Consider the following 18507-nt stretch of genomic DNA (forward strand, 5'->3'; position numbering starts at 1 on the left):
GAGAAGGTATGGCCAATCATACCCTGTTATTGCTCAGTCAGGACAACGCCGAATATCAGGCGCTGTTGCAGCAGGCCTACCTGCCCGGACTGACCATTCTGGCGCCCGAGCAGGAAGCGGATATTCAGGCGGCTCTGACCAGGGCCGACATACTGCTGGGCGAGCCGGCCCGACTTCGCGCCCGATTGAAAGAAGCGCACGCCCTCAAGTGGGCACAGTCCACTTATGCCGGGGTCGATTTACTGCTCGGCCCCGACTGTCGCCAGGATTATCAACTCACCAATATCAGGGGCATCTTCGGCCCGCTGATCAGCGAGTATGTGTTTGCTCATCTGCTGTCGCTGAATCGCCATCTGCGCCACTACCGGGAACAGCAGCGGCTGCACAACTGGCAACCGATTCCTTATCAGAGCATTCGCGGCAAGACCATGCTGATCATCGGCACCGGCAGCATAGGCCAGCATGTGGCCCAGACCGCGGCCAACTTCGGACTGACCGTGCTGGGTATCAGCCGCTCCGGACGGGAAGCCCCCGGCTTCGAGCATGTCTATCAGTTGCCGGCGTTGAACAAGGTGCTGCCCAGAGCCGATGTGGTGGTAAGCGTGCTGCCCTCAACCCCCCTGACTCGGGGCTTGTTCAACGGCGACCGCATGGGCTTTTTCAAGCCCGGCGCCATCTTCTTCAACGTGGGCCGGGGCGATGTGGTGGATGAAAGTGCGCTGATCGAGGCCCTGCGCCACGGCAATCTCGGCGCCGCTGTGCTGGACGTGTTTGCCACCGAGCCGCTACCGACCGAAAGCCCCTTGTGGGACATGCCCAACGTGGTCATCACCCCTCACAACGCCGGCTACAGCTTTCCGGATCAAATTGTCACCCGCTTCAGTCGCAACTATCTGAAATATAGAGAAGGCAAGCCGATGGAAGGGCTGGTGAATTTCAATCTGGGATACTGATGGATACCAAGTTGGACCGGCTGCTGCCGCAGGTCAGGGCCTGCCGGTTATGTGAAGCCCACTTGCCGCTGGGGCCTCGCCCTGTGGTACAAATGGCCCCTCAAGCCCGCATCATGATCATCGGTCAGGCGCCGGGCACCCGCGTTCACGAAACCGGCATTCCCTGGAATGACCCCAGCGGCGACACCCTGCGCCGCTGGCTGCAGCTGAGCCGGGAGCAGTTTTACGACCCTGATGTCATTGCCATCATGCCGATGGGCTTCTGTTATCCGGGACGGGGCAAGAACGGTGACTTGCCGCCTCGCCCCGAATGCGCCCCCACCTGGCATGAACCACTGCTGGCCGCCCTGCCCCGCATTCGGCTCACCCTGCTGATAGGCCAGTATGCCCAGCGTTATTATCTGGGTAATCAGTACAAAACCCTGACCGAAACCGTTCGTCACTGGCGGGACTTTGCTCCCGACCGACTGCCCCTGCCCCACCCTTCCCCCCGCAATCGCCGCTGGCTGAGCCAGAACCCCTGGTTCGAACAGGAAGAACTGCCGGCGCTACGCCAGCGTGTACATCAGGTGTTGGGGGGAAATTAAGCGCGATGTCATGCGGGTCGCAGCTCAGAGGTAACAGAGTCATCTCCCACGACACGCCATGAACCCATCCATGGGGCTCGGAAATGCCGTCCCTGGCATTTCACGGTCGCGGGAGACGCTCTCTGTTACCTCTTTTGAAGCCAGAGTCGTCTGATGGTACCTACAACAGACAGCTCCGTGCCATGTAAGAGGCAACAGGGATTACCTCCCCCGACCATCACATGCCATGGATGGCATGTGTGAGCTTACACGGGTGTACTTGTAGCGTGTCGGGAGAGGTAACCCTGTTTCCTCTGTACTGCTGCGGCAATTCCGACATCAAGTACAAGGCAGCGGGGTCAACCCCGTTTCGGTACCAGTTGCGACAGCAGGAACAAACCGGCGGCCACCACCACCACCGAAGGGCCGGCGGGGGTATCGTGACTGATCGACAATTGCAGACCGCCAACCACCGCCAGCATGCCCAGACCGCTGGCATACAGCGCCATTTGTTCCGGAGTGCGGCTGAAGCGACGGGCGGTGGCGGCGGGAATGATCAGCAGCGAGGTGATGATCAGCGCCCCGACAAATTTCATCGCCACCGCGATCAGCACGCTGATCATCATCAACAGCAGGAGTTTCAGCGGCTCGACCCGAATTCCCTCCACCCGCGCCAGCTCTTCACTGACGGTAATGGACAGCAACTGACTCCAGTAGTGACGCAGGATCAGCAGCAAGACCACGCCACCACCGAAAATCCAGTACAGGTCTACCAGCTGGATCGCCAGCAGATCGCCGAACAGGTAGGCCATCAGATCGACACGCACGTTCTCCATAAAAGCCAGCGCCACCAGCCCCAGCGACAATGAGGTATGGGCCAGAATGCCGAGCAGGGTATCGGTGGCCAGCCAGCTGGCTCGTTGCAACGCCGCCAGCAGAATACCGAGGCATAAACAGGCCACCAGCACCGCCAGTGTCAGATCGATTTGCAGCAGCAGGCCCAGCGCCACCCCCAACAGGGAAGAATGGGCCAGGGTATCGCCAAAATAGGCCATGCGCCGCCAGACGACGAAGCTGCCGAGCGGGCCCGCCAGCAGGGCGATGCCCAGACCCGCCAGCAGGGCATAAAGCAGAAAACTATCCCACATGGCGTACGTCTCCGTGGTGGTCATCATCACAATCATGGTGGTGGGTGTACACCGCCAGCTGGGCCAGTTCGGGCCGGCCGAACAGACGGGCAAATTCGGGGTGACGCGCCACATGTTCCGGCTCGCCATGACAACAGATATGCTGATTCAGACAAATCACCCTGTGGGTACTGGCCATCACCAGGTGCAAGTCATGCGACACCATCAGTACGCCGCACTTCAGCTCGTCACTGAGCTGCTTGATCAGGGTGTAAAGCTCGGTCTGGCCGTGCACATCCACCCCCTGGGCCGGTTCATCCAGGATCAGCAGTTCGGGCTCCATCATCAGAGCCCGCGCCAGCAAAATACGCTGCATTTCACCGCCCGACAAGGCCTGCATGGCCCGCTCTGCCAGCCGTTCGGCCCCGACTCTGGACAATGCCTGAGCCACCGTCAGCCGCCGACCATGCGACAGGCTCATGAAACGGGCGACGGTCAGCGGCAGCACCGGATCCAGATGCAATTTTTGCGGCACATAGCCGATGCGCAGCCCCGGCTTGCGCCACAGCTTGCCGGTGTTGCCCTCGTTCAGACGCAGCACCAGCTTCATCAACGAGCTTTTACCGGCACCGTTCGGCCCGACGATGGTCAGAATTTCACCGCGATTCAGGGTGAGAGAGATCCGCTCGAGAATAACGGTACCATCAATTTCCAGCCCGACGTCGGTCAGTTCAACCAGCTTGGTCATTTGCTTTACGCCTTTACATCTCAATTTGTAATATTATAACATTGCTTGCTTGCCGAACTCTATCATCAATCCGGACGACCCCATCATGAGAGCCCTGTTTTTACTGACGCTGTCCCTGCTGCTGAGCGGCCAGGCCCGCGCGCTGGAAGTACTCACCACCATCAAGCCCCTGCAACTGATTGCCAGCGCCATTACCGACGGCAGCAAGGCTCCCGAATTATTGCTTGCTCCGGGTACGTCCCCCCACGACTACGCCCTGCGCCCGTCGGACGTACGCCGGATCAAACAGGCGGATCTGGTGGTCTGGGTCGGTCCGGAGCTGGAAGGCTTTTTGACCCCGTTGCTCGAAAACCAGGCCAACAGCCTGGCCTTGCTGGCACAGATTGACACCGACGATCATCACACCGCTTCCGGCCAGGAACACCACGATCATGCCGGCCATGCAGACCATGCAGACCATGCAGACCATGCAGACCATGATGATCACCCGAATCGCCACCACGACAAACATGATGCCGATAACATCGCCGGCGACAACGACGATGATGGCCACGGCCACCGGCATGGAGAGCAGGATACCCATATCTGGCTGGATCCTCATCATGCGGAAAAAATTGCCAGCCTGCTGGCCGAGAGACTGATTCAGTTGGATCCGAATAATCATGATCTGTATCAACGCAATCTGGCCGCGTTTCGAGCAGGCTTGGATGAAACCGATCGACAGGTAGCCGACCGTCTGGCCGCCACCGCCGGCATCGGTTACTTCGTGTTCCACGATGCCTACGGCTACTGGGAGGATCATTACCAGTTAGCGTCACTCGGATACTTTACCGTCAATCCGGAACGCGCTCCCGGCGCCAGAACCGTGTCACGCATTCATAAGTCACTGCAACAATCACAGGCACAATGCGTGTTTGCCGAGCCCCAGTTCAGGCCCGCCGTAGTCGAAGCCGTGGTGCGTGGTACCGAGGCTCGTATCGGCATACTGGATCCCTTAGGTGCCGACATTAAAATTGGAGCCCAAAGTTATTTTACTTTTATGTTTCAGTTAGCGAACAGCATGGCCGTTTGCTTACTTAACGAAACCTAAAAACTTGAAATAAAATCCGGTACAATACGGAACTTTATTATCGGCACATGTCTCCAAATGAATTCCAGTACATGAGCTATTTTCTAATAAATATTAACCGCTTTATTATCTTTGGTTCTATATCTGGATAGATAAAGCGGTTTTTGCATTCATTATTCCGTCATCAACAGGCATAGGTAATCCGGATGAATCCTCTCCGCCCGATACAGTCAAAAATTCAAGCTATGCCGGCGCAGTTACCCAGGCGACACCTGTATGGCATCATCCTTCTTGGCGGGCTGACGCTAACCACCGCGGTGATGCTGCCCTCGCCCGGCGACCTTGTCAAACAGCCGGTCAAAATCAGCATTCCAGCCAGCATGAACCTGCCCAAGGTCGCCAAAGAGCAGGTCGACAACACCGAATTCTACACCCTGCACGACGATGCGCTCGACGACATGGAACCCGTCGATGCCCTCGATGAAATTGCCGCCAGCGAACCCGAATGGCAGGAATATCAGGTACAGAACGGCGATACCCTGAGTACCATTTTCAATGGCCTGGGACTGCCGCTTGCCACCATGTACAAGTTGCTGGAAGCCGACAGAGGCAAGGCACTGGATGGTCTCAAACCGGGGCAAACCCTGTCATTGCTGATCGATCAGGACAACCTGCTGCAGGAATTCAAGATCAAACGGGATTTGCTGCACACCCGCATCTTTACCCGCGAGGGAGACGGCTATCAAAGTCGCCTCAGAACCGAAGAAAGCAACTGGGAAAGCCGCGCCCTGAACGGGGTGATCAACGGCAGTTTCTATATCAGCGCCCGGGATGCCGGCCTTTCCGCCGGCCAGATACAGCGCGTCGCCAACCTGTTTCAATGGCAGCTCAATTTTGCCCGGGACCTTCGTCAGGGTGACCGCTTCAAGGTGCTGGTGCAACGGGAATTCGTTGAAGGCCAGAGCACCGGCAAATCCGAACTGCAGGCGGTGGAAATCACCAACAAGGGCCGCAGCTATTTCGCCTTCCGCCATGAGGACGGCAAGTTTTACGACGGCCGCGGTGAAAGCCTGGAGCGGGGCTTTATTCGCATCCCGCTGGAGCGTCGTGCCCGTCTCAGTTCCAGCTTCAACCTGAACCGCAAGCACCCCATTACCGGCCGGATTCGGCCACACAAGGGCACCGACTTTGCCGTTCCTGTCGGCACACCGGTGCTGGCTCCGGGTGACGGTGTAGTGGTCAGGGCCGTGCGCCATCGTCTGGCCGGCAACTACCTGGTAATACGTCATGGTCGTCAGTACACCACTCGCTTCCTGCACCTCAGCAAGTTTCTGGTCAAGCAGGGTGACACGGTACGTCGTGGCCAGCGTATTGCGCTGTCCGGCAACACCGGCCGTTCTACCGGCCCGCACCTTCACTACGAGTTCCTGGTCAACAACCGAGCGGTAGACGCCATGCAGGTCAAGTTGCCGATGGCCAATGGTCTGGGCGGCACCGAGAAACGCACCTTCCTCGCCACCGTGGAAAAATACCGGCAGGAGCTGGATGGTTAATATAATTTACCGTGAGGAGTGAGGAGGCACCTCATTCCTGTTGATGGGTATTGAACACCTGACACCTCACGCTTCATGTTACCTGGTAAATAACGCCAATAAAAAAGCGCCTTAAGGCGCTTTTTTATTACGGCGTATTCACGAGCCGTTATTTGGCGTGATAGGGCCGGGACAAACGGTGTACCGATTCGATAAAGGCGCCGGCATGCTCCGGATCCACATCCAGGTGAATGCCGTGACCCAGGTTGAACACATGGCCGGGACCTTCACCGAAGCCTTCCAGAATGGTCGCCACTTCCTGCTCGATACGCGGCACAGGCGCATACAGCATGGACGGATCCATGTTGCCCTGCAGGGCTACCTTGTCACCCACACGACGCTTGGCGTCGGCGATATTGATGGTCCAGTCCAGACCCACCGCATCACAGCCGGTGGCAGCAATCGCTTCCAGCCACTGGCCGCCGTTTTTGGTGAACAGGGTGACCGGCACTCGACGACCTTCGTTTTCGCGGGTCAGGCCATCGACAATCCTGGCCATGTACTGCAGCGAGAAGTCGTTGTAGTCACGCGGGGTCAGCACACCACCCCAGGTGTCGAAGATCATCAGTGACTGGGCACCGGCCGCCACCTGGGCGTTAAGGTAGCTGGTGACGCTGTCGGCCAGTTTTTCCAGCAGCAGATGCAGGGCCTGAGGCTCGGCATACATCATCTTCTTGATCTTGGTGAAGGCCTTGGAGCTGCCGCCTTCCACCATGTAGGTAGCCAGGGTCCAGGGGCTGCCGGAAAAGCCGATCAGCGGCACTTCACCCTGCAGTTCGCGACGAATGGTCCGTACCGCATTCATCACATAGCCCAGCTCGTCTTCCGGATCGGGAATAGCAATTTTCTTTACATCGGCCATGCAGGTAAGCGGACGTTCGAACTTGGGACCCTCGCCGGTTTCGAAGTAAAGGCCCAGACCCATGGCATCGGGAATGGTCAGAATATCGGAAAACAGGATAGCCGCATCGAGCGGAAAACGGCGCAGCGGCTGCAGCGTGACTTCACAGGCCAGCTCGGCATTCTTGCACAGGGACATAAAGTCGCCGGCTTCGGCCCGGGTCGCCTTGTACTCGGGCAGATAGCGGCCCGCCTGGCGCATCATCCAGACCGGGGTATAGTCTACCGGCTGGCGTAAAAGGGCACGTAAGTAACTATCATTCTTGAGTGGTTTCATCCCGTCGTTCCAGATCAGGTGGCAAATTGCCTGCATTGTAACATCAGATGGCGGAATCGGAAAAACTGCATCACCCCTACCGGCGTTATGCCGTGAATGATGCCCAAACGCGCAACTTATCAGCAATGCTATTGACCCGAGCTATTCTTTTCCTTAATGATGGGGTAAGCCACCTGCTCAGGTCGCCCAAGGAGGGAATCATGCTCAGGAAAATGGAACAAACCAAGGAACAACTGGCTGGCAAGCATCAGGCACTGGACGCCTTTATCAATGCTCGCCAACATCTTCTGGTCGAATACATCCGTTTGTCCACTCAACAGAAAACGCAGCCGACCCCGGAAGAGCTGTCCGACTTCTGTGGTCAGCTGGTCGACTATGTCTGCGCCGGCCATTTCGAGATCTACGATTATGTCATGGCCGCCTACGAGGCATCCAAGGGCAACGCGCGCACCCTGGCCGAACGCATTTATCCACGCCTCAAGCACAGTGCCGGCGAGGCACTGAACTTTCATGACAAATACGCTCAGGTTGACGAAGACAGCCTGCTGGAACTGGAGCTGGATCAGGATCTCAGCCAGCTCGGTGAAATGCTCGAAGAGCGGTTCGAGCTGGAAGACCGACTGGTGTCGGCCATCTCGCTGCTGAATCATCTGGATACCAGTGAGCCGGCCTGACAGGAGCCCATCATGGCTGAACGCAGACTGTTTTCCCGTATCGACTTCAATCACGAGGCCTGGTTGACCGGCGCCGACGGTCATCAATACCGAACCCGGGTGCGCGATCTGTCTCTGCACGGCGTGCTGGCCGAAGTGGCCGACGACTGGCCCGGACAGAACGGCGACGAGTTTGAGCTGCAGCTATCGCTCGACGGCCATGGTCAGCTGATTGTCATGCAGGGCCGCCAGCGCCATCTTGATCAGGGCTGCATCGGGCTGGAATGCCGGCAACTGGACATCGACAGCGCCGCACATCTGCGCCGACTGGTTGAACTGAACCTGGCCGATGAAGCACTGCTGCAACGCCAGCTGGCGCAACTGCTGGATGAAGCGTCTCGTTAGCGCCGGTCTATAGCGCTTCCAATGCCTCGTCCAGCTTCTTGACGGCAATGACTTCCATGCCGGCCGGAGCCTGCTTGGGCCGGTTTGCCCAGGGCACGATGGCGCGGGTAAAGCCATGTTTGGCCGCTTCCATCAGTCGTTCCTGCCCCGACGGCACCGGGCGTATCTCTCCCGACAGCCCCACCTCGCCAAACACCACCAGCTCCTGCGGCAGTGCCTTGTCGCGAAAACTCGACACCAGCGCCAGCAGCAGCGCCAGATCGGCACTGGTATCCTCGACCCTGACACCGCCGACGACGTTGACGAACACATCCTGATCCGCCATCTGCATGCCGCCGTGCCGGTGCAATACCGCCAGCAGCATGGCCAGCCGATTGTGTTCCAGCCCCAGGGTCACCCGCCGCGGATTGGCCAGCTGGGAATAATCCACCAGCGCCTGCAATTCCACCAGCAAGGGTCGAGTGCCCTCCCAGATCACCATCACCACGGATCCCGTAGTCTGTTCTTCGCCCCGGTTCAGAAAAATGGCCGAGGGATTACTCACCTCTTTCATACCGGTTTCGGTCATGGCAAAGACCCCCAGCTCGTTCACCGCGCCGAAGCGATTTTTGTGGCTGCGCAGGGTACGAAAACGGCTGTCGCTGGCACCATCCAGCAGAATGGAGCAGTCGATACAGTGCTCCAGCACCTTGGGGCCGGCCAGGGCGCCGTCTTTGGTCACGTGCCCCACCATCAGGATCACCACGCCCTGCTGTTTGGCGAAGCGGGTCAGCTGGGCTGCCGCCTCCCGCACCTGGCTTACCGAGCCCGGCGCCGACTGCACCTCGGCCACATGCATTACCTGAATGGAGTCGATCACCATCACCGCCGGTTTCTCTTCCCGGGCCACATGACAAATCTGCTCGACGCTGGTTTCCGACAGCATGCGCAGTTGATCCCGGGGCAAGCCCAGGCGCTGAGCCCGCATCGCCACCTGCTGCAGTGATTCTTCGCCGGTGACATACAGCGTTTTCATCCGGCCACCCAGGCCGCACATTACCTGCAACAATAAGGTGCTCTTGCCCGCCCCCGGGTTACCGCCGATCAAAATGGCCGAGCCGGAGACCATGCCCCCGCCCAGCACCCGATCCAGCTCCTTGAAACCGCTGTTGAGACGCGGAATTTCGGTCAGCGAGATCTCGTCCAGGGTCTGCACCTTGTTGTCCTGGGCACCGGCGTAGCCCGAAAAACGGCTGTGACGACCGGCTGCGGACGATGACGCGGGCGCCAGTCGAATTTCGGTGACGGTATTCCACTCCTTGCATTCGGAACACTGCCCCTGCCAGCGGGGAAACTCGGCACCACATTCGCCGCAAACAAACGCCGTCTTGGACTTGGCCATGCATACTCACTCATTTATTAACGAGCTGTTATACTGGCGCAAGTTTTTCGCCTACTCAACCCCAGGCCAGAATGGATCTCAGCCCTTACAAGACTCTGCTCAATAAACTGGTGCCGCTCAGCTACCACCATGAACTCGATGGTCTGCTGGATAACCTGCTGCCGGGGGCCGATACGGAGACCCGCTTCAAGCTGCAGGCCGAAGTGCGCCGCCTCACCAGCTCCTGCCTGCGAGTGCTGGACTTGCGCAGTCTGTTTCCCGAACAATGCCGGCTGGTACGCCATCAGGGCCTGGATCACTGGCTGCCCGAGCCGCTGGAACAACGCTTTCGGGCCCTGCTCAACGATTTTAACGGTGATTATACCCGCGGGCTGTACGAAGCCCTGATCGCCGAGCTTGCTACCTTGCGTAAGCTGCCCGCCCAGTTTAATACCCCCCCCTGGCACCTGCCGGCAATGGGCGTTCGTCGCAAAGAACATCGTCTGCGGTTCGTGACGCCGGTCTGGCTGCATCTGGACAACGAGCCATTGCAGGGCAACAGCCTGGATATTTCGGTGGGTGGATTGCTGGTACAGTTATCCGCACCACAGGCGCTGCCGAAACAAGTGATGGTGTCTTTTCCCGAACTGGCCAAGCAGCCGGGATTGAGCTGTCTGGCCACACCACAGCCTTATCGTGTGAGCCCGAGTCAGGACGAGCCCGGACGACTCAAGATGCAATCTCTGGACGAAGACCCGGAGCGGCAGCAGGCGCTGACCCAGTTTATCGAGCAAAGCCGCCCCCGTTATGGCCTGGATGCGGAAGACCTGTACACCACGGTGCAGGCCCAGTGCTGGGGCCAGGCTCTGCTCGAAACCAGCCTTAGTCTGTCGCTGTTTTTTGATAAGCAGGGCGAACTACAGAACGCTCTGACCAACCGCCAGAGCGGCAAGACGCTGTCGTTGTGGCAGCAGGATACCCCCGGCGATCTGCTGACGACACTGCTGTCTCCCGAGCGAATACTGCGGATGAGCAGGCAGTCGCAAGGGTCGTTGCTGCTGTATGTTTTCCGGCACCAGGGACAAAGCCAGAGCTTTCACTTTGTGGCCGATCAGCATGAGCTCGAGCAACATCAGGCCTACTCCGTCTTTATCAGTGAAGGATTAAAAGCCGGCACCCTGCAGTGCTATTACCTGAGCCTTCGTTCGGTTCACTTTACCGATCAGGCCATAGAAACGCTGGATCTTCAGGGCATGCGCCAGTTGCAGCAGTTGCAATGGCAGCTCTGGCTGACGCCGTTACCGGTACAGATAGCACCGGCTCCCGCCGAGGGTAACATTCAGCAGCTGGCCTCCTTTATTCGCAAGACACGCCAACGCAGCATCACGGTGACACCGGCAGGGCGCCAGGCTTCCAAACGCCAGGAAGCCCGCTTCAAATATCAAAGCGGGGTCGAATTGACCATTGCCGGGCAGGTACATGCCGGACATACCGAAGACTTGTCCAACTGCGGCCTGCAAATTTCGCTGGCAAAGCCGATACGGCTCGATATTCCCTGTCTGGTTAACGTCAACCTGCTCGAACTCAGCACCCGTAGTCGTCAGTGGAAGCTGAAGAAGCTGCCCTATCGGGTCATCAACCAAAGCGGTAATGGCCGGGTGTTGCATCTGCGGATAGAAGGGCCAAGAGAGACTCACCCCGGCTTTCAGTTCTTTTCGGCGCTACTGGAACAGAACCAGGACAAGCTACGAGCTCGGCCGGAGAGTCACCATACCCCGACCTGGCTGACCTGGCTCAATCGTCAGACCCTGCAACAGCCCCCGGCGCCCACCTTCATGCTGGGACGCAACGACGGCGGATTTTATGTGCAGGGGGCCATCGCCTGTTTGGCGCAAGGCGACTTGATGAGCTTTTTGTCGAATGAATACCAGCAGGCCCATTTCAGCCGGCTGGTTTCCCGTCAGCTGTTGCAGTCGATCATCACCGAACTGCTGCGTCCAACGGGAAAAAGTCACCAGAGCCTCGAGATCTGGACCGCCACCGCCGCCGATGGCAGCGGAAAAACATGGCAACGGCTTGCACCGGATGCCGGCCAGCGCGCTTTTTTACTGAACCCGGAGCAAGCCAAAGAGCTCAGGGTCAGTCTGCTGATCGTTAATCGGTTGCAATTGCGTCAGCTGGATTATGTGGTGCCTGAACGCAACAGCCTGACCCAGACCTCGCTGCACAAGGCCCAGTTGCTGGAACAGCAACTGGCAGAGCTGGCCGCCATGAGCCAGCTTTTCGACATCACCGATATGGTTCGGTGGCGGCAGACGCTTACCGCGCCTGCAGCAGCGCCAGCACCCCTTCCAGACTCAACAGGTTAAGGCACACCGGCGCCTTTTCCTGCACCAGCGGCTTGGCGTGCAGGGCCACGCCGAGCCCGGCTTGTGCCAGCATCAGCAGATCATTGGCGCCATCACCAATGGCCACGGTCTGACTGAGCGGGATCTGGTAGCGCTCGGCCAGCTCGACCAGAATACGCGCCTTGGCTTCGGCATCGACGATGTCACCCAGCACCTCGCCGGTAAAACGGCCGTTGTGAATTTCCAGGGTGTTGGCAAAGTCCGCATCCAGCCCCAGAGTCTGGCGCAAATGACCGGTAAAGGGGGTAAAACCACCGGAGGCCAGCGCCACTTTCCAGCCCATGGCTTTCAGCCCTTCGACCAGAACAATCAGGCCCGGCATCAGCGGCATACGCGCGATCACCTGTTCTATAATGGCGGCGTCGGCCCCTTCCAGTGCCCTGACACGGCGACGCAGGCTTTCCGAGAACGGCAAGGCGCCTTCCATCGCCGCCCGGGTAACGGCGGCAACTTCTTCACCGACCCCGGCCAGCAGCGCGATCTCATCGATACATTCCATCTGAATGGCGGTAGAGTCCATGTCCATCAGCACCAGTCCCGGCTTGTCGGCTTCCGGCAAAGCCGGCACACACGCCAGATCCCAGCCGTCGGCCACCGCCTGCAAGCGAGCCTTCAGCGCCGGCGACCAGGCAGACAGACGCAGGCTCAACAGATCGCGCTCGGCAATGCGTTTTACCCCTGACACTTCCACCTGCACACCCGCCTCATCCAGTACCTGCAGACTCGAGTACAACGCGGATTTATGCAGCTGCTCTGCCAGCAGTATCAGATGTCCGGCAGGCTTGGCCAGTTGACCCGGTGTCAGTTGGCCTGGCTGCCACAAGTGAGCGCCGCCAGACAGCACCTCATTCCAGCCAGCAATATTTTCGGGTAAAACATCCATTAACAGTGCCACTCGCTATTCCTATGCTCACAAAGACCGGCGTTCAGGGTAGCGTATTGCTTTTTCGCCAGGCAAGAGACAATATTGCCGCCATGTGGAAAAAACACCCCGTAAAACACAAACTGCTGTTGCTGCTGCTCATGCTGCTGGTGTCGTTCACCGGCTGGCAGTGGCTGCAAGTCACCGAACTCGGTCAACGCTGGCAACAGTTACCCCAACGCACCCTGGCCGGGCCGTTGGCCGATTACGCCGAGCTGCAGGCCGAGCGTGCTCTGCTGGCTGAAGATGACGAGAGCCAACATCAGCTGGTGGAAGAACTGGTCAGCGCCCAACTGGTGGTCGCGGCGCAGCTATACGATGGCGGCGGCCGGCTGCTGGCCGAAGCCGGCACGCTCGACAATGGCGACGCTCCCTACATCCGTCAGCTCTACCGGGAAAGCCGGCCGGTCGGCTTCTTGCGTCTGCAGTTGGCGACGTCGCCCCTGACCATGGTGCAAAGCGGCATCTGGCAACAGCTGCTGCATCATCTAAGCTGGCTGTTCCCCTTGTGCGCGCTGCTGGGCATTCTGGCGGGTATGGGACTCAAGCGCCGACGACAAGGAAGGCGGCCGGTGGCCGCCAGCCCTGCGCCGTCATCCTCAGGCGGAATCGCCGAGTAACACCGACTCCAGCGCGACTTCCATCATCTCATTGAAGCTGCTCTGGCGCTCGTCGGCGCTCAGCGCTTCGTGACGCAGAATATGATCGGACACGGTACAAATGGCCAGGGCCCGGGCACCGTATTCGGCGGCCACGCCATACAGCCCCGCCGCTTCCATCTCGACCCCCAGGATACCGTAGCGCTTCATCAGCTCGAACAGCTCGGGCTGGGGCGAATAGAAGAGATCGGCCGAGAACAGACTGCCCACCCTGACCGCGACCTTGCAGGCCTTCGCCGCCGCCACCGCCCGGTTTGCCAGCTCGAAGTCGCCGGTGGCGGCAAAGTCATGATCCATGAAGCGAACCCGGTTTACCCTGGAGTCGGTACTGGCGCTCAGACCGATCACCACATCCCTCAGCGCCACATCGTCGCGCACGGCACCGCAGGATCCCACCCGGATAAGGGTATTGACGCCAAACTCGGTAATCAGCTCCTTGGCATAGATGGACACCGACGGAATGCCCATGCCGTGGCCCATGACCGAAATGGCCCGACCCTTGTAGGTGCCGGTAAAGCCGAGCATGTTGCGTACCTGATTCACCTGTCTGACATCGGACAGAAAGGTATCGGCAATATACTTGGCCCGCAACGGATCACCCGGCATCAGCACGGTATCGGCAAAATCACCTCGTTCGGCATTGATATGGGGGGTCGCCATAATCTGTTCGCTCCTGTATTTGTTGTTGGGATAACCATATAACACCCAGCGTATAAAATGATTGGGCTATTTCACTTCTACTTATACCAAGCTGATTAAATAACCGATCTATTTGGTTACTCTGTAAAGGTCGGACAAAGGGCCCGCTCCGCCGACTCGCCGTGAATACCTCCATGTAGGCTCAGCCGCGCCATCCGTGGCGCAGATGGTCGGCTGAGCAGATCCCTTTGTCCTCCTTGATACACCGGAGTTGCCTGTTAGCGCCGTCTACAGACAACTCGATGCTCGAAAAGAGGCAACAGAGATCGACTCCCACGATCGTGAAATGCCATGGACGGCATTTCCCGAGCCCTCAGGGGGCGAGCTTGTCTCGCCGTGACGAACGGTTGCAGCCTGACCGAACATCCAGTGGATGTTCGCAGTAGGCTGCAACTGTGAGTGTCATTTATCAGTGGCGTGTCGTGGGAGGCGACTGTGTTGCCTCTTGTCTGCTGCGGTTAGGAATAGAAAAGGCGCCCGCAGGCGCCTTTTCTATAGATATAAACAAGTTCGGAAAAACCGGGTTAGCCGACCAGTGCCAGCAGCACACCGGCGGCGACGGCCGAACCCAGCACACCGGCGACGTTCGGACCCATGGCATGCATCAGCAGGAAATTCTGGTTGTTGGCTTCCAGCCCCACCTTGTTGACCACCCGGGCCGCCATCGGTACCGCCGACACGCCGGCGGCGCCAATCAGCGGGTTGACCTTGCCGCCGGACAGCTTGCACATCAGCTTGGCCATCAACACGCCACCGGCGGTGCCGATGGAAAAGGCCACCGCGCCCAACGCCAGAATACCCAAGGTGTCGATGGTCAGGAACTTTTCCGCCGACAGCTTGGAGCCCACCGCCAGACCCAGAAAGATGGTGACCGTGTTGATCAGCTCGTTCTGCGCCGTCTTCGACAGCCTGTCCACTACCCCGGACTCCTTCATCAGGTTACCCAGGCAGAACATGCCTATCAGCGGCGCCGCCGCCGGCAGAAACAGTATGGTCAGGGTCAGTACCATCAGCGGGAACAACACCTTCTCCCGCTTGCTCACATGCCGCAGCTGCTCCATCTTGATTGCCCGCTCTTGCGGCGTGGTCAGCAATCTCATGATCGGCGGCTGAATAATCGGCACCAGCGCCATATAGGAGTAGGCCGCCACCGCGATGGCACCCAGCAGATCCGGCGCCAGTTTGGAGGCGAGGAAGATGGCCGTCGGCCCATCCGCTCCCCCTATGATGGCGATGGCCGACGCATCGGCCAGGGTAAAATCAAAGCCGGGCAGCGCGTTCAGGGCGATGGCACCGAACAGGGTGGCAAAGATGCCAAACTGCGCCGCCGCGCCCAGCAACAGGGTCTTGGGGTTGGCAATCAGGGCGCCGAAGTCGGTCATGGCACCGACGCCCATGAAGATCAGCAATGGAAAGACGCCGGTGCCGATACCCACTTCATAGATGTAATACAGCAACCCGCCCGGATCGGCCATGCCCGCATTGGGAATGTTGGCCAGCACACCGCCAAAGCCGATGGGCAGCAGCAGCAGGGGCTCGAAGCCCCTGGCAATGGCGAGATAGATGAGGCCCAGGCCCACCGCTATCATCACCAGTTGCTTCCAGTGAAAGTTGGCCAGGCCGGTTTCCTGCCACAGAGTCAGTAACGATTCCATTTCAGCTCCTTAGGCCAGGCTGACCACAGGGTCACCCACAGAAACGGCGTCCCCTTCCTTGACCAGCACATCGAGCACGGTGCCGGCCCGGGCCGCTCGCACCTCGGTTTCCATCTTCATCGCTTCCAGGATCAGCAAGACCTCACCGGCGGCAACCTGACTGCCCGCCTTGGCCACGATTTTGAAGATGTTACCGGCCAGGGGTGCCACGACCGACTCGGCCGCTCCCGTTGGCGCTGCGGCGGCAACGGGGGCAACAGCCGGCGCCTCGGCGCCGGCTTCACGTACGCCGCTGATGCTGCCGGCCGGACCCACTTCCACTTCGAACAGCTGACCGTCGACCTTGACCGCGTACACTTCGGCGCCACCCGCGCTGCTGCCGGTCGCCTGTGGTGCTACCGGTGCGGCCACAGGCTCGGGTTCGCTGCCCGGTGCCGGCTCGAAGGCGGAAGCATCGTCACGATGACGAATAAACTTGAGGCCGATTTGCGGGAACAGGGCGTAGGTCAGCACGTCGTCCACCTCATCGGTGGCGACCCGCAGCTGTTCTTCTTTCGCCAGGGCCTGAAACTCGCCGGTGAGCTTGGCCAGCTCGTCGGTCAGCAGATCTGCCGGGCGACAGGTGATCGGCTCGGCGCCGTTCAGCACCCGCTGTTGCAGCTCGGCGTTCACCGGGGCCGGGGCCGCACCGTACTCGCCTTTCAGCACGCCGGCGGTTTCCTTGGTGATGCTCTTGTAACGCTCGCCGGTCAATACGTTGATCACCGCCTGGGTGCCGACAATCTGCGAGGTGGGCGTGACCAGCGGAATAAAGCCCAGATCTTCACGTACTCGCGGGATTTCTTTCAGCACTTCGTCCATTCGGTCGGTCGCGCCCTGCTCCTTGAGCTGGCCTTCCATGTTGGTAAGCATGCCACCCGGCACCTGCGACAGCAGGATGCGGGAGTCGATACCCTTGAGGCTGCCTTCGAATTTGCCGTACTTCTTGCGCACCTCGCGGAAATAGGCGGCAATCTCTTCCAGCCTGGGCAGATCCAGGCCGGTATCGCGTTCTGAGCCCTCCACCATGGCTACCAGGGTCTCGGTGGGCGAATGACCATAGGTCATGCTCATGGAGGAAATAGAGGTGTCCAGGATGTCGATGCCGGCATCGATGGCTTTCATGTGGGTCGGCAGGCTCAGGCCGGTGGTGGCGTGGCAATGCAGTGCCAGCGGCAACTTGACCTCGGCCTTGATACGCGTAATAAGCTTCTCGGCTTCATAGGGTTTGAGCAGTCCCGCCATGTCCTTGATGCAGATGGAATGACAGCCCATGTCCTCGAGCTTTTTCGCCATGTCCACCCACATTTCCAGGGTGTGCACCGGTGACGTGGTATAGGAGATGGTGCCCTGGGCATGGCCATCGACCGCCACCGTGGCCTTGATGGCGGTTTCCAGATTGCGTACGTCGTTCATGGCATCGAAAATGCGGAACACGTCCATGCCGTTGGTACGGGCCCGCTCTACAAACTTGTACACCAGATCGTCTGCGTAATGGCGGTAGCCCAGCAGGTTCTGGCCCCGCAGCAGCATCTGCTGAGGGGTTTTCGGCATGGCTTTTTTCAGGGCACGCAGACGCTCCCAGGGATCTTCACCCAGATAGCGAATACAGGAATCGAAGGTAGCGCCTCCCCAGGTTTCCAGCGACCAGTAGCCGATGTTATCGAGCTTTTCGGCGATGGGCAGCATATCTTCCAGCCGCAGTCGGGTAGCGAGCAGAGATTGGTGAGCGTCACGCAACACCACATCGGTGATGGCAAGAGGTTTGGTCATTTGACAAGCTCCGTTTAAGTTCCGTTAAGTTCCGTTTCAGTCAGTCCGGCCGAGAGTCGGTCCGATTCAGTGTTTTTTATTGTTTTTATAGTGATTGATGGCGGCGCCGATAGCGGCCATTTTTTGTGGGCTCAGGCCATTGCCGGCAGGAATGGCGTTGGCGGCAACCGGCCTGGGTGCCGGTTCGGCGGCAACCAGCGATAATACCTTGATGGCCAGAATGGTGAGTGAGAGAAAGGAAAATACAAACACCATGCCCAATCCCATCAGTCCGGCGGCTTCAAATAGTTGAGAAGAGACGTTATTCATCAGCATGTTCCTTGCTGTCCATGATCCGGCCATGAGCATACCCAGCTTGCAGAGACCTTGGCAACGCTGCATGTTCAAAAATGTTGTAAAGATTACAAAAAAACTTCATCACGCCGACAAAAACAAGATTTAAAACTATAAAAAGAACATAAAAATTCACTTAACTTATTAAAAGGTAGTTTGCATACAGAAACAAAAAGAGTTGTACGAAATAATGGACAGCAACAGGGATAAACTTGAGAACAAAAAGAGGGGGATACGCCGAAAATCGAGAACAACAGGCATGAAAAAGCCGGCACAAGGCCGGCTTTTCAATATGGCGCATCCGGGAGGATTCGAACCTCCGACCGCTCGGTTCGTAGCCGAGTACTCTATCCAGCTGAGCTACGGATG

General features: G+C 58.7%; 17 protein-coding genes. 8 read left to right on the forward strand and 9 right to left on the reverse strand.

From position 1 onward, the window contains the following. Window positions 1–8: 8 nt before the first annotated feature. Entirely contained in the window at window positions 9–953 is a 945-nt protein-coding gene (locus tag Q0753_RS01270; RefSeq protein WP_298716028.1) for a D-2-hydroxyacid dehydrogenase, read from the forward strand. Continuing rightward, entirely contained in the window at window positions 953–1540 is a 588-nt protein-coding gene (locus Q0753_RS01275; RefSeq protein WP_298716030.1) for a uracil-DNA glycosylase family protein, read from the forward strand. The genes Q0753_RS01270 and Q0753_RS01275 overlap by 1 nt, the downstream gene beginning before the upstream one ends. A gap of 338 nt (window positions 1541–1878) precedes the next feature. On the opposite strand, the gene znuB is transcribed toward Q0753_RS01275, so the two are convergent. Both znuB and znuC read right to left on the reverse strand, forming a co-directional pair. Continuing rightward, window positions 1879–2667: a zinc ABC transporter permease subunit ZnuB gene (gene znuB / locus Q0753_RS01280; protein WP_298716032.1), complete on the reverse strand. Its 789-nt coding sequence runs from the start codon at window positions 2665–2667 to the stop codon at window positions 1879–1881. Further along, the gene (gene znuC / locus Q0753_RS01285; RefSeq protein ID WP_298716034.1) at window positions 2657–3394 is read right to left on the reverse strand and encodes a zinc ABC transporter ATP-binding protein ZnuC; all 738 of its coding nucleotides are present in this window, start codon (window positions 3392–3394) and stop codon (window positions 2657–2659) included. Before znuC ends, znuB begins: the two co-directional genes overlap by 11 nt. Before the next feature lie 85 nt (window positions 3395–3479). Between znuC and znuA the strand changes: the two genes are divergently transcribed. Together znuA and mepM are read left to right on the forward strand one after the other, a co-directional pair. Further along, window positions 3480–4484 (forward strand): zinc ABC transporter substrate-binding protein ZnuA, encoded by a 1005-nt coding sequence (gene znuA, locus Q0753_RS01290; RefSeq protein ID WP_298716037.1) that lies wholly within the window; start codon window positions 3480–3482, stop codon window positions 4482–4484. Window positions 4485–4669: 185 nt separating this feature from the next. Further along, window positions 4670–6016: a murein DD-endopeptidase MepM gene (mepM, locus tag Q0753_RS01295; protein WP_298716039.1), complete on the forward strand. Its 1347-nt coding sequence runs from the start codon at window positions 4670–4672 to the stop codon at window positions 6014–6016. A 148-nt stretch (window positions 6017–6164) separates the two neighbouring features. Here mepM and hemE read toward each other — a convergent pair whose 3' ends face one another. Beyond that, window positions 6165–7232, reverse strand: coding sequence for a uroporphyrinogen decarboxylase (hemE, locus tag Q0753_RS01300; protein WP_298716041.1), 1068 nt, complete (start codon window positions 7230–7232; stop codon window positions 6165–6167). A 200-nt stretch (window positions 7233–7432) separates the two neighbouring features. Between hemE and rsd the strand changes: the two genes are divergently transcribed. Continuing rightward, a complete protein-coding gene (rsd, locus tag Q0753_RS01305; RefSeq protein WP_298716043.1) occupies window positions 7433–7906 on the forward strand; it encodes a sigma D regulator in 474 nt (157 codons plus the stop codon). Window positions 7907–7918: 12 nt separating this feature from the next. Then, the gene (locus Q0753_RS01310; RefSeq protein WP_298716044.1) at window positions 7919–8290 is read left to right on the forward strand and encodes a PilZ domain-containing protein; all 372 of its coding nucleotides are present in this window, start codon (window positions 7919–7921) and stop codon (window positions 8288–8290) included. A gap of 7 nt (window positions 8291–8297) precedes the next feature. On the opposite strand, the gene radA is transcribed toward Q0753_RS01310, so the two are convergent. Then, window positions 8298–9671, reverse strand: coding sequence for a DNA repair protein RadA (radA, locus tag Q0753_RS01315; protein WP_298716047.1), 1374 nt, complete (start codon window positions 9669–9671; stop codon window positions 8298–8300). Window positions 9672–9742: 71 nt separating this feature from the next. Here radA and Q0753_RS01320 point away from each other — a divergent pair, with 71 nt between their 5' ends. Further along, window positions 9743–12019 (forward strand): PilZ domain-containing protein, encoded by a 2277-nt coding sequence (locus tag Q0753_RS01320; protein ID WP_298716049.1) that lies wholly within the window; start codon window positions 9743–9745, stop codon window positions 12017–12019. Here the strand turns inward: Q0753_RS01320 and serB are convergent. Then, complete coding sequence (gene serB, locus Q0753_RS01325; protein WP_298716073.1) at window positions 11970–12947, reverse strand: phosphoserine phosphatase SerB; 978 nt, start codon at window positions 12945–12947, stop codon at window positions 11970–11972. The genes Q0753_RS01320 and serB overlap by 50 nt on opposite strands. Before the next feature lie 17 nt (window positions 12948–12964). Between serB and Q0753_RS01330 the strand changes: the two genes are divergently transcribed. After that, window positions 12965–13600 carry a hypothetical protein gene (locus Q0753_RS01330; protein WP_298716051.1) on the forward strand — a complete coding sequence of 212 codons (636 nt, stop codon included), beginning with the start codon at window positions 12965–12967 and terminating at the stop codon, window positions 13598–13600. On the opposite strand, the gene deoD is transcribed toward Q0753_RS01330, so the two are convergent. The 4 genes from deoD to Q0753_RS01350 form a co-directional block, all read right to left on the reverse strand. After that, window positions 13580–14299 (reverse strand): purine-nucleoside phosphorylase, encoded by a 720-nt coding sequence (gene deoD / locus Q0753_RS01335; protein WP_298716053.1) that lies wholly within the window; start codon window positions 14297–14299, stop codon window positions 13580–13582. The genes Q0753_RS01330 and deoD overlap by 21 nt on opposite strands. Before the next feature lie 563 nt (window positions 14300–14862). After that, entirely contained in the window at window positions 14863–15993 is a 1131-nt protein-coding gene (locus tag Q0753_RS01340) for a sodium ion-translocating decarboxylase subunit beta (protein ID WP_298716055.1), read from the reverse strand. Window positions 15994–16002: 9 nt separating this feature from the next. Next, a complete protein-coding gene (gene oadA, locus Q0753_RS01345) occupies window positions 16003–17805 on the reverse strand; it encodes a sodium-extruding oxaloacetate decarboxylase subunit alpha (RefSeq protein ID WP_298716057.1) in 1803 nt (600 codons plus the stop codon). A gap of 66 nt (window positions 17806–17871) precedes the next feature. Then, on the reverse strand, window positions 17872–18114 hold the full coding sequence (locus tag Q0753_RS01350) for an OadG family transporter subunit (protein ID WP_298716059.1): 243 nt from the start codon (window positions 18112–18114) through the stop codon (window positions 17872–17874). Between the last annotated feature and the right edge of the window lie 393 nt (window positions 18115–18507).

Origin of the sequence: uncultured Oceanisphaera sp. (assembly GCF_947495715.1) — a bacterium.
GTDB lineage: Bacteria > Pseudomonadota > Gammaproteobacteria > Enterobacterales > Aeromonadaceae > Oceanimonas > Oceanimonas sediminis.

Excerpts from the sequence above, each read along its gene's own strand:
- Q0753_RS01270 (WP_298716028.1), top strand. The coding sequence starts at position 9 with ATGGCCAATCATACCCTGTTATTGCTCAGTCAGGACAACGCCGAATAT.
- Q0753_RS01275 (WP_298716030.1), top strand. The coding sequence starts at position 953 with ATGGATACCAAGTTGGACCGGCTGCTGCCGCAGGTCAGGGCCTGCCGG.
- znuB (WP_298716032.1), bottom strand. The coding sequence starts at position 2,667 with ATGTGGGATAGTTTTCTGCTTTATGCCCTGCTGGCGGGTCTGGGCATC.
- znuC (WP_298716034.1), bottom strand. The coding sequence starts at position 3,394 with ATGACCAAGCTGGTTGAACTGACCGACGTCGGGCTGGAAATTGATGGT.
- znuA (WP_298716037.1), top strand. The coding sequence starts at position 3,480 with ATGAGAGCCCTGTTTTTACTGACGCTGTCCCTGCTGCTGAGCGGCCAG.
- mepM (WP_298716039.1), top strand. The coding sequence starts at position 4,670 with ATGAATCCTCTCCGCCCGATACAGTCAAAAATTCAAGCTATGCCGGCG.
- hemE (WP_298716041.1), bottom strand. The coding sequence starts at position 7,232 with ATGAAACCACTCAAGAATGATAGTTACTTACGTGCCCTTTTACGCCAG.
- rsd (WP_298716043.1), top strand. The coding sequence starts at position 7,433 with ATGCTCAGGAAAATGGAACAAACCAAGGAACAACTGGCTGGCAAGCAT.
- Q0753_RS01310 (WP_298716044.1), top strand. The coding sequence starts at position 7,919 with ATGGCTGAACGCAGACTGTTTTCCCGTATCGACTTCAATCACGAGGCC.
- radA (WP_298716047.1), bottom strand. The coding sequence starts at position 9,671 with ATGGCCAAGTCCAAGACGGCGTTTGTTTGCGGCGAATGTGGTGCCGAG.
- Q0753_RS01320 (WP_298716049.1), top strand. The coding sequence starts at position 9,743 with ATGGATCTCAGCCCTTACAAGACTCTGCTCAATAAACTGGTGCCGCTC.
- Q0753_RS01330 (WP_298716051.1), top strand. The coding sequence starts at position 12,965 with ATGCTCACAAAGACCGGCGTTCAGGGTAGCGTATTGCTTTTTCGCCAG.
- deoD (WP_298716053.1), bottom strand. The coding sequence starts at position 14,299 with ATGGCGACCCCCCATATCAATGCCGAACGAGGTGATTTTGCCGATACC.
- Q0753_RS01340 (WP_298716055.1), bottom strand. The coding sequence starts at position 15,993 with ATGGAATCGTTACTGACTCTGTGGCAGGAAACCGGCCTGGCCAACTTT.
- oadA (WP_298716057.1), bottom strand. The coding sequence starts at position 17,805 with ATGACCAAACCTCTTGCCATCACCGATGTGGTGTTGCGTGACGCTCAC.
- Q0753_RS01350 (WP_298716059.1), bottom strand. The coding sequence starts at position 18,114 with ATGAATAACGTCTCTTCTCAACTATTTGAAGCCGCCGGACTGATGGGA.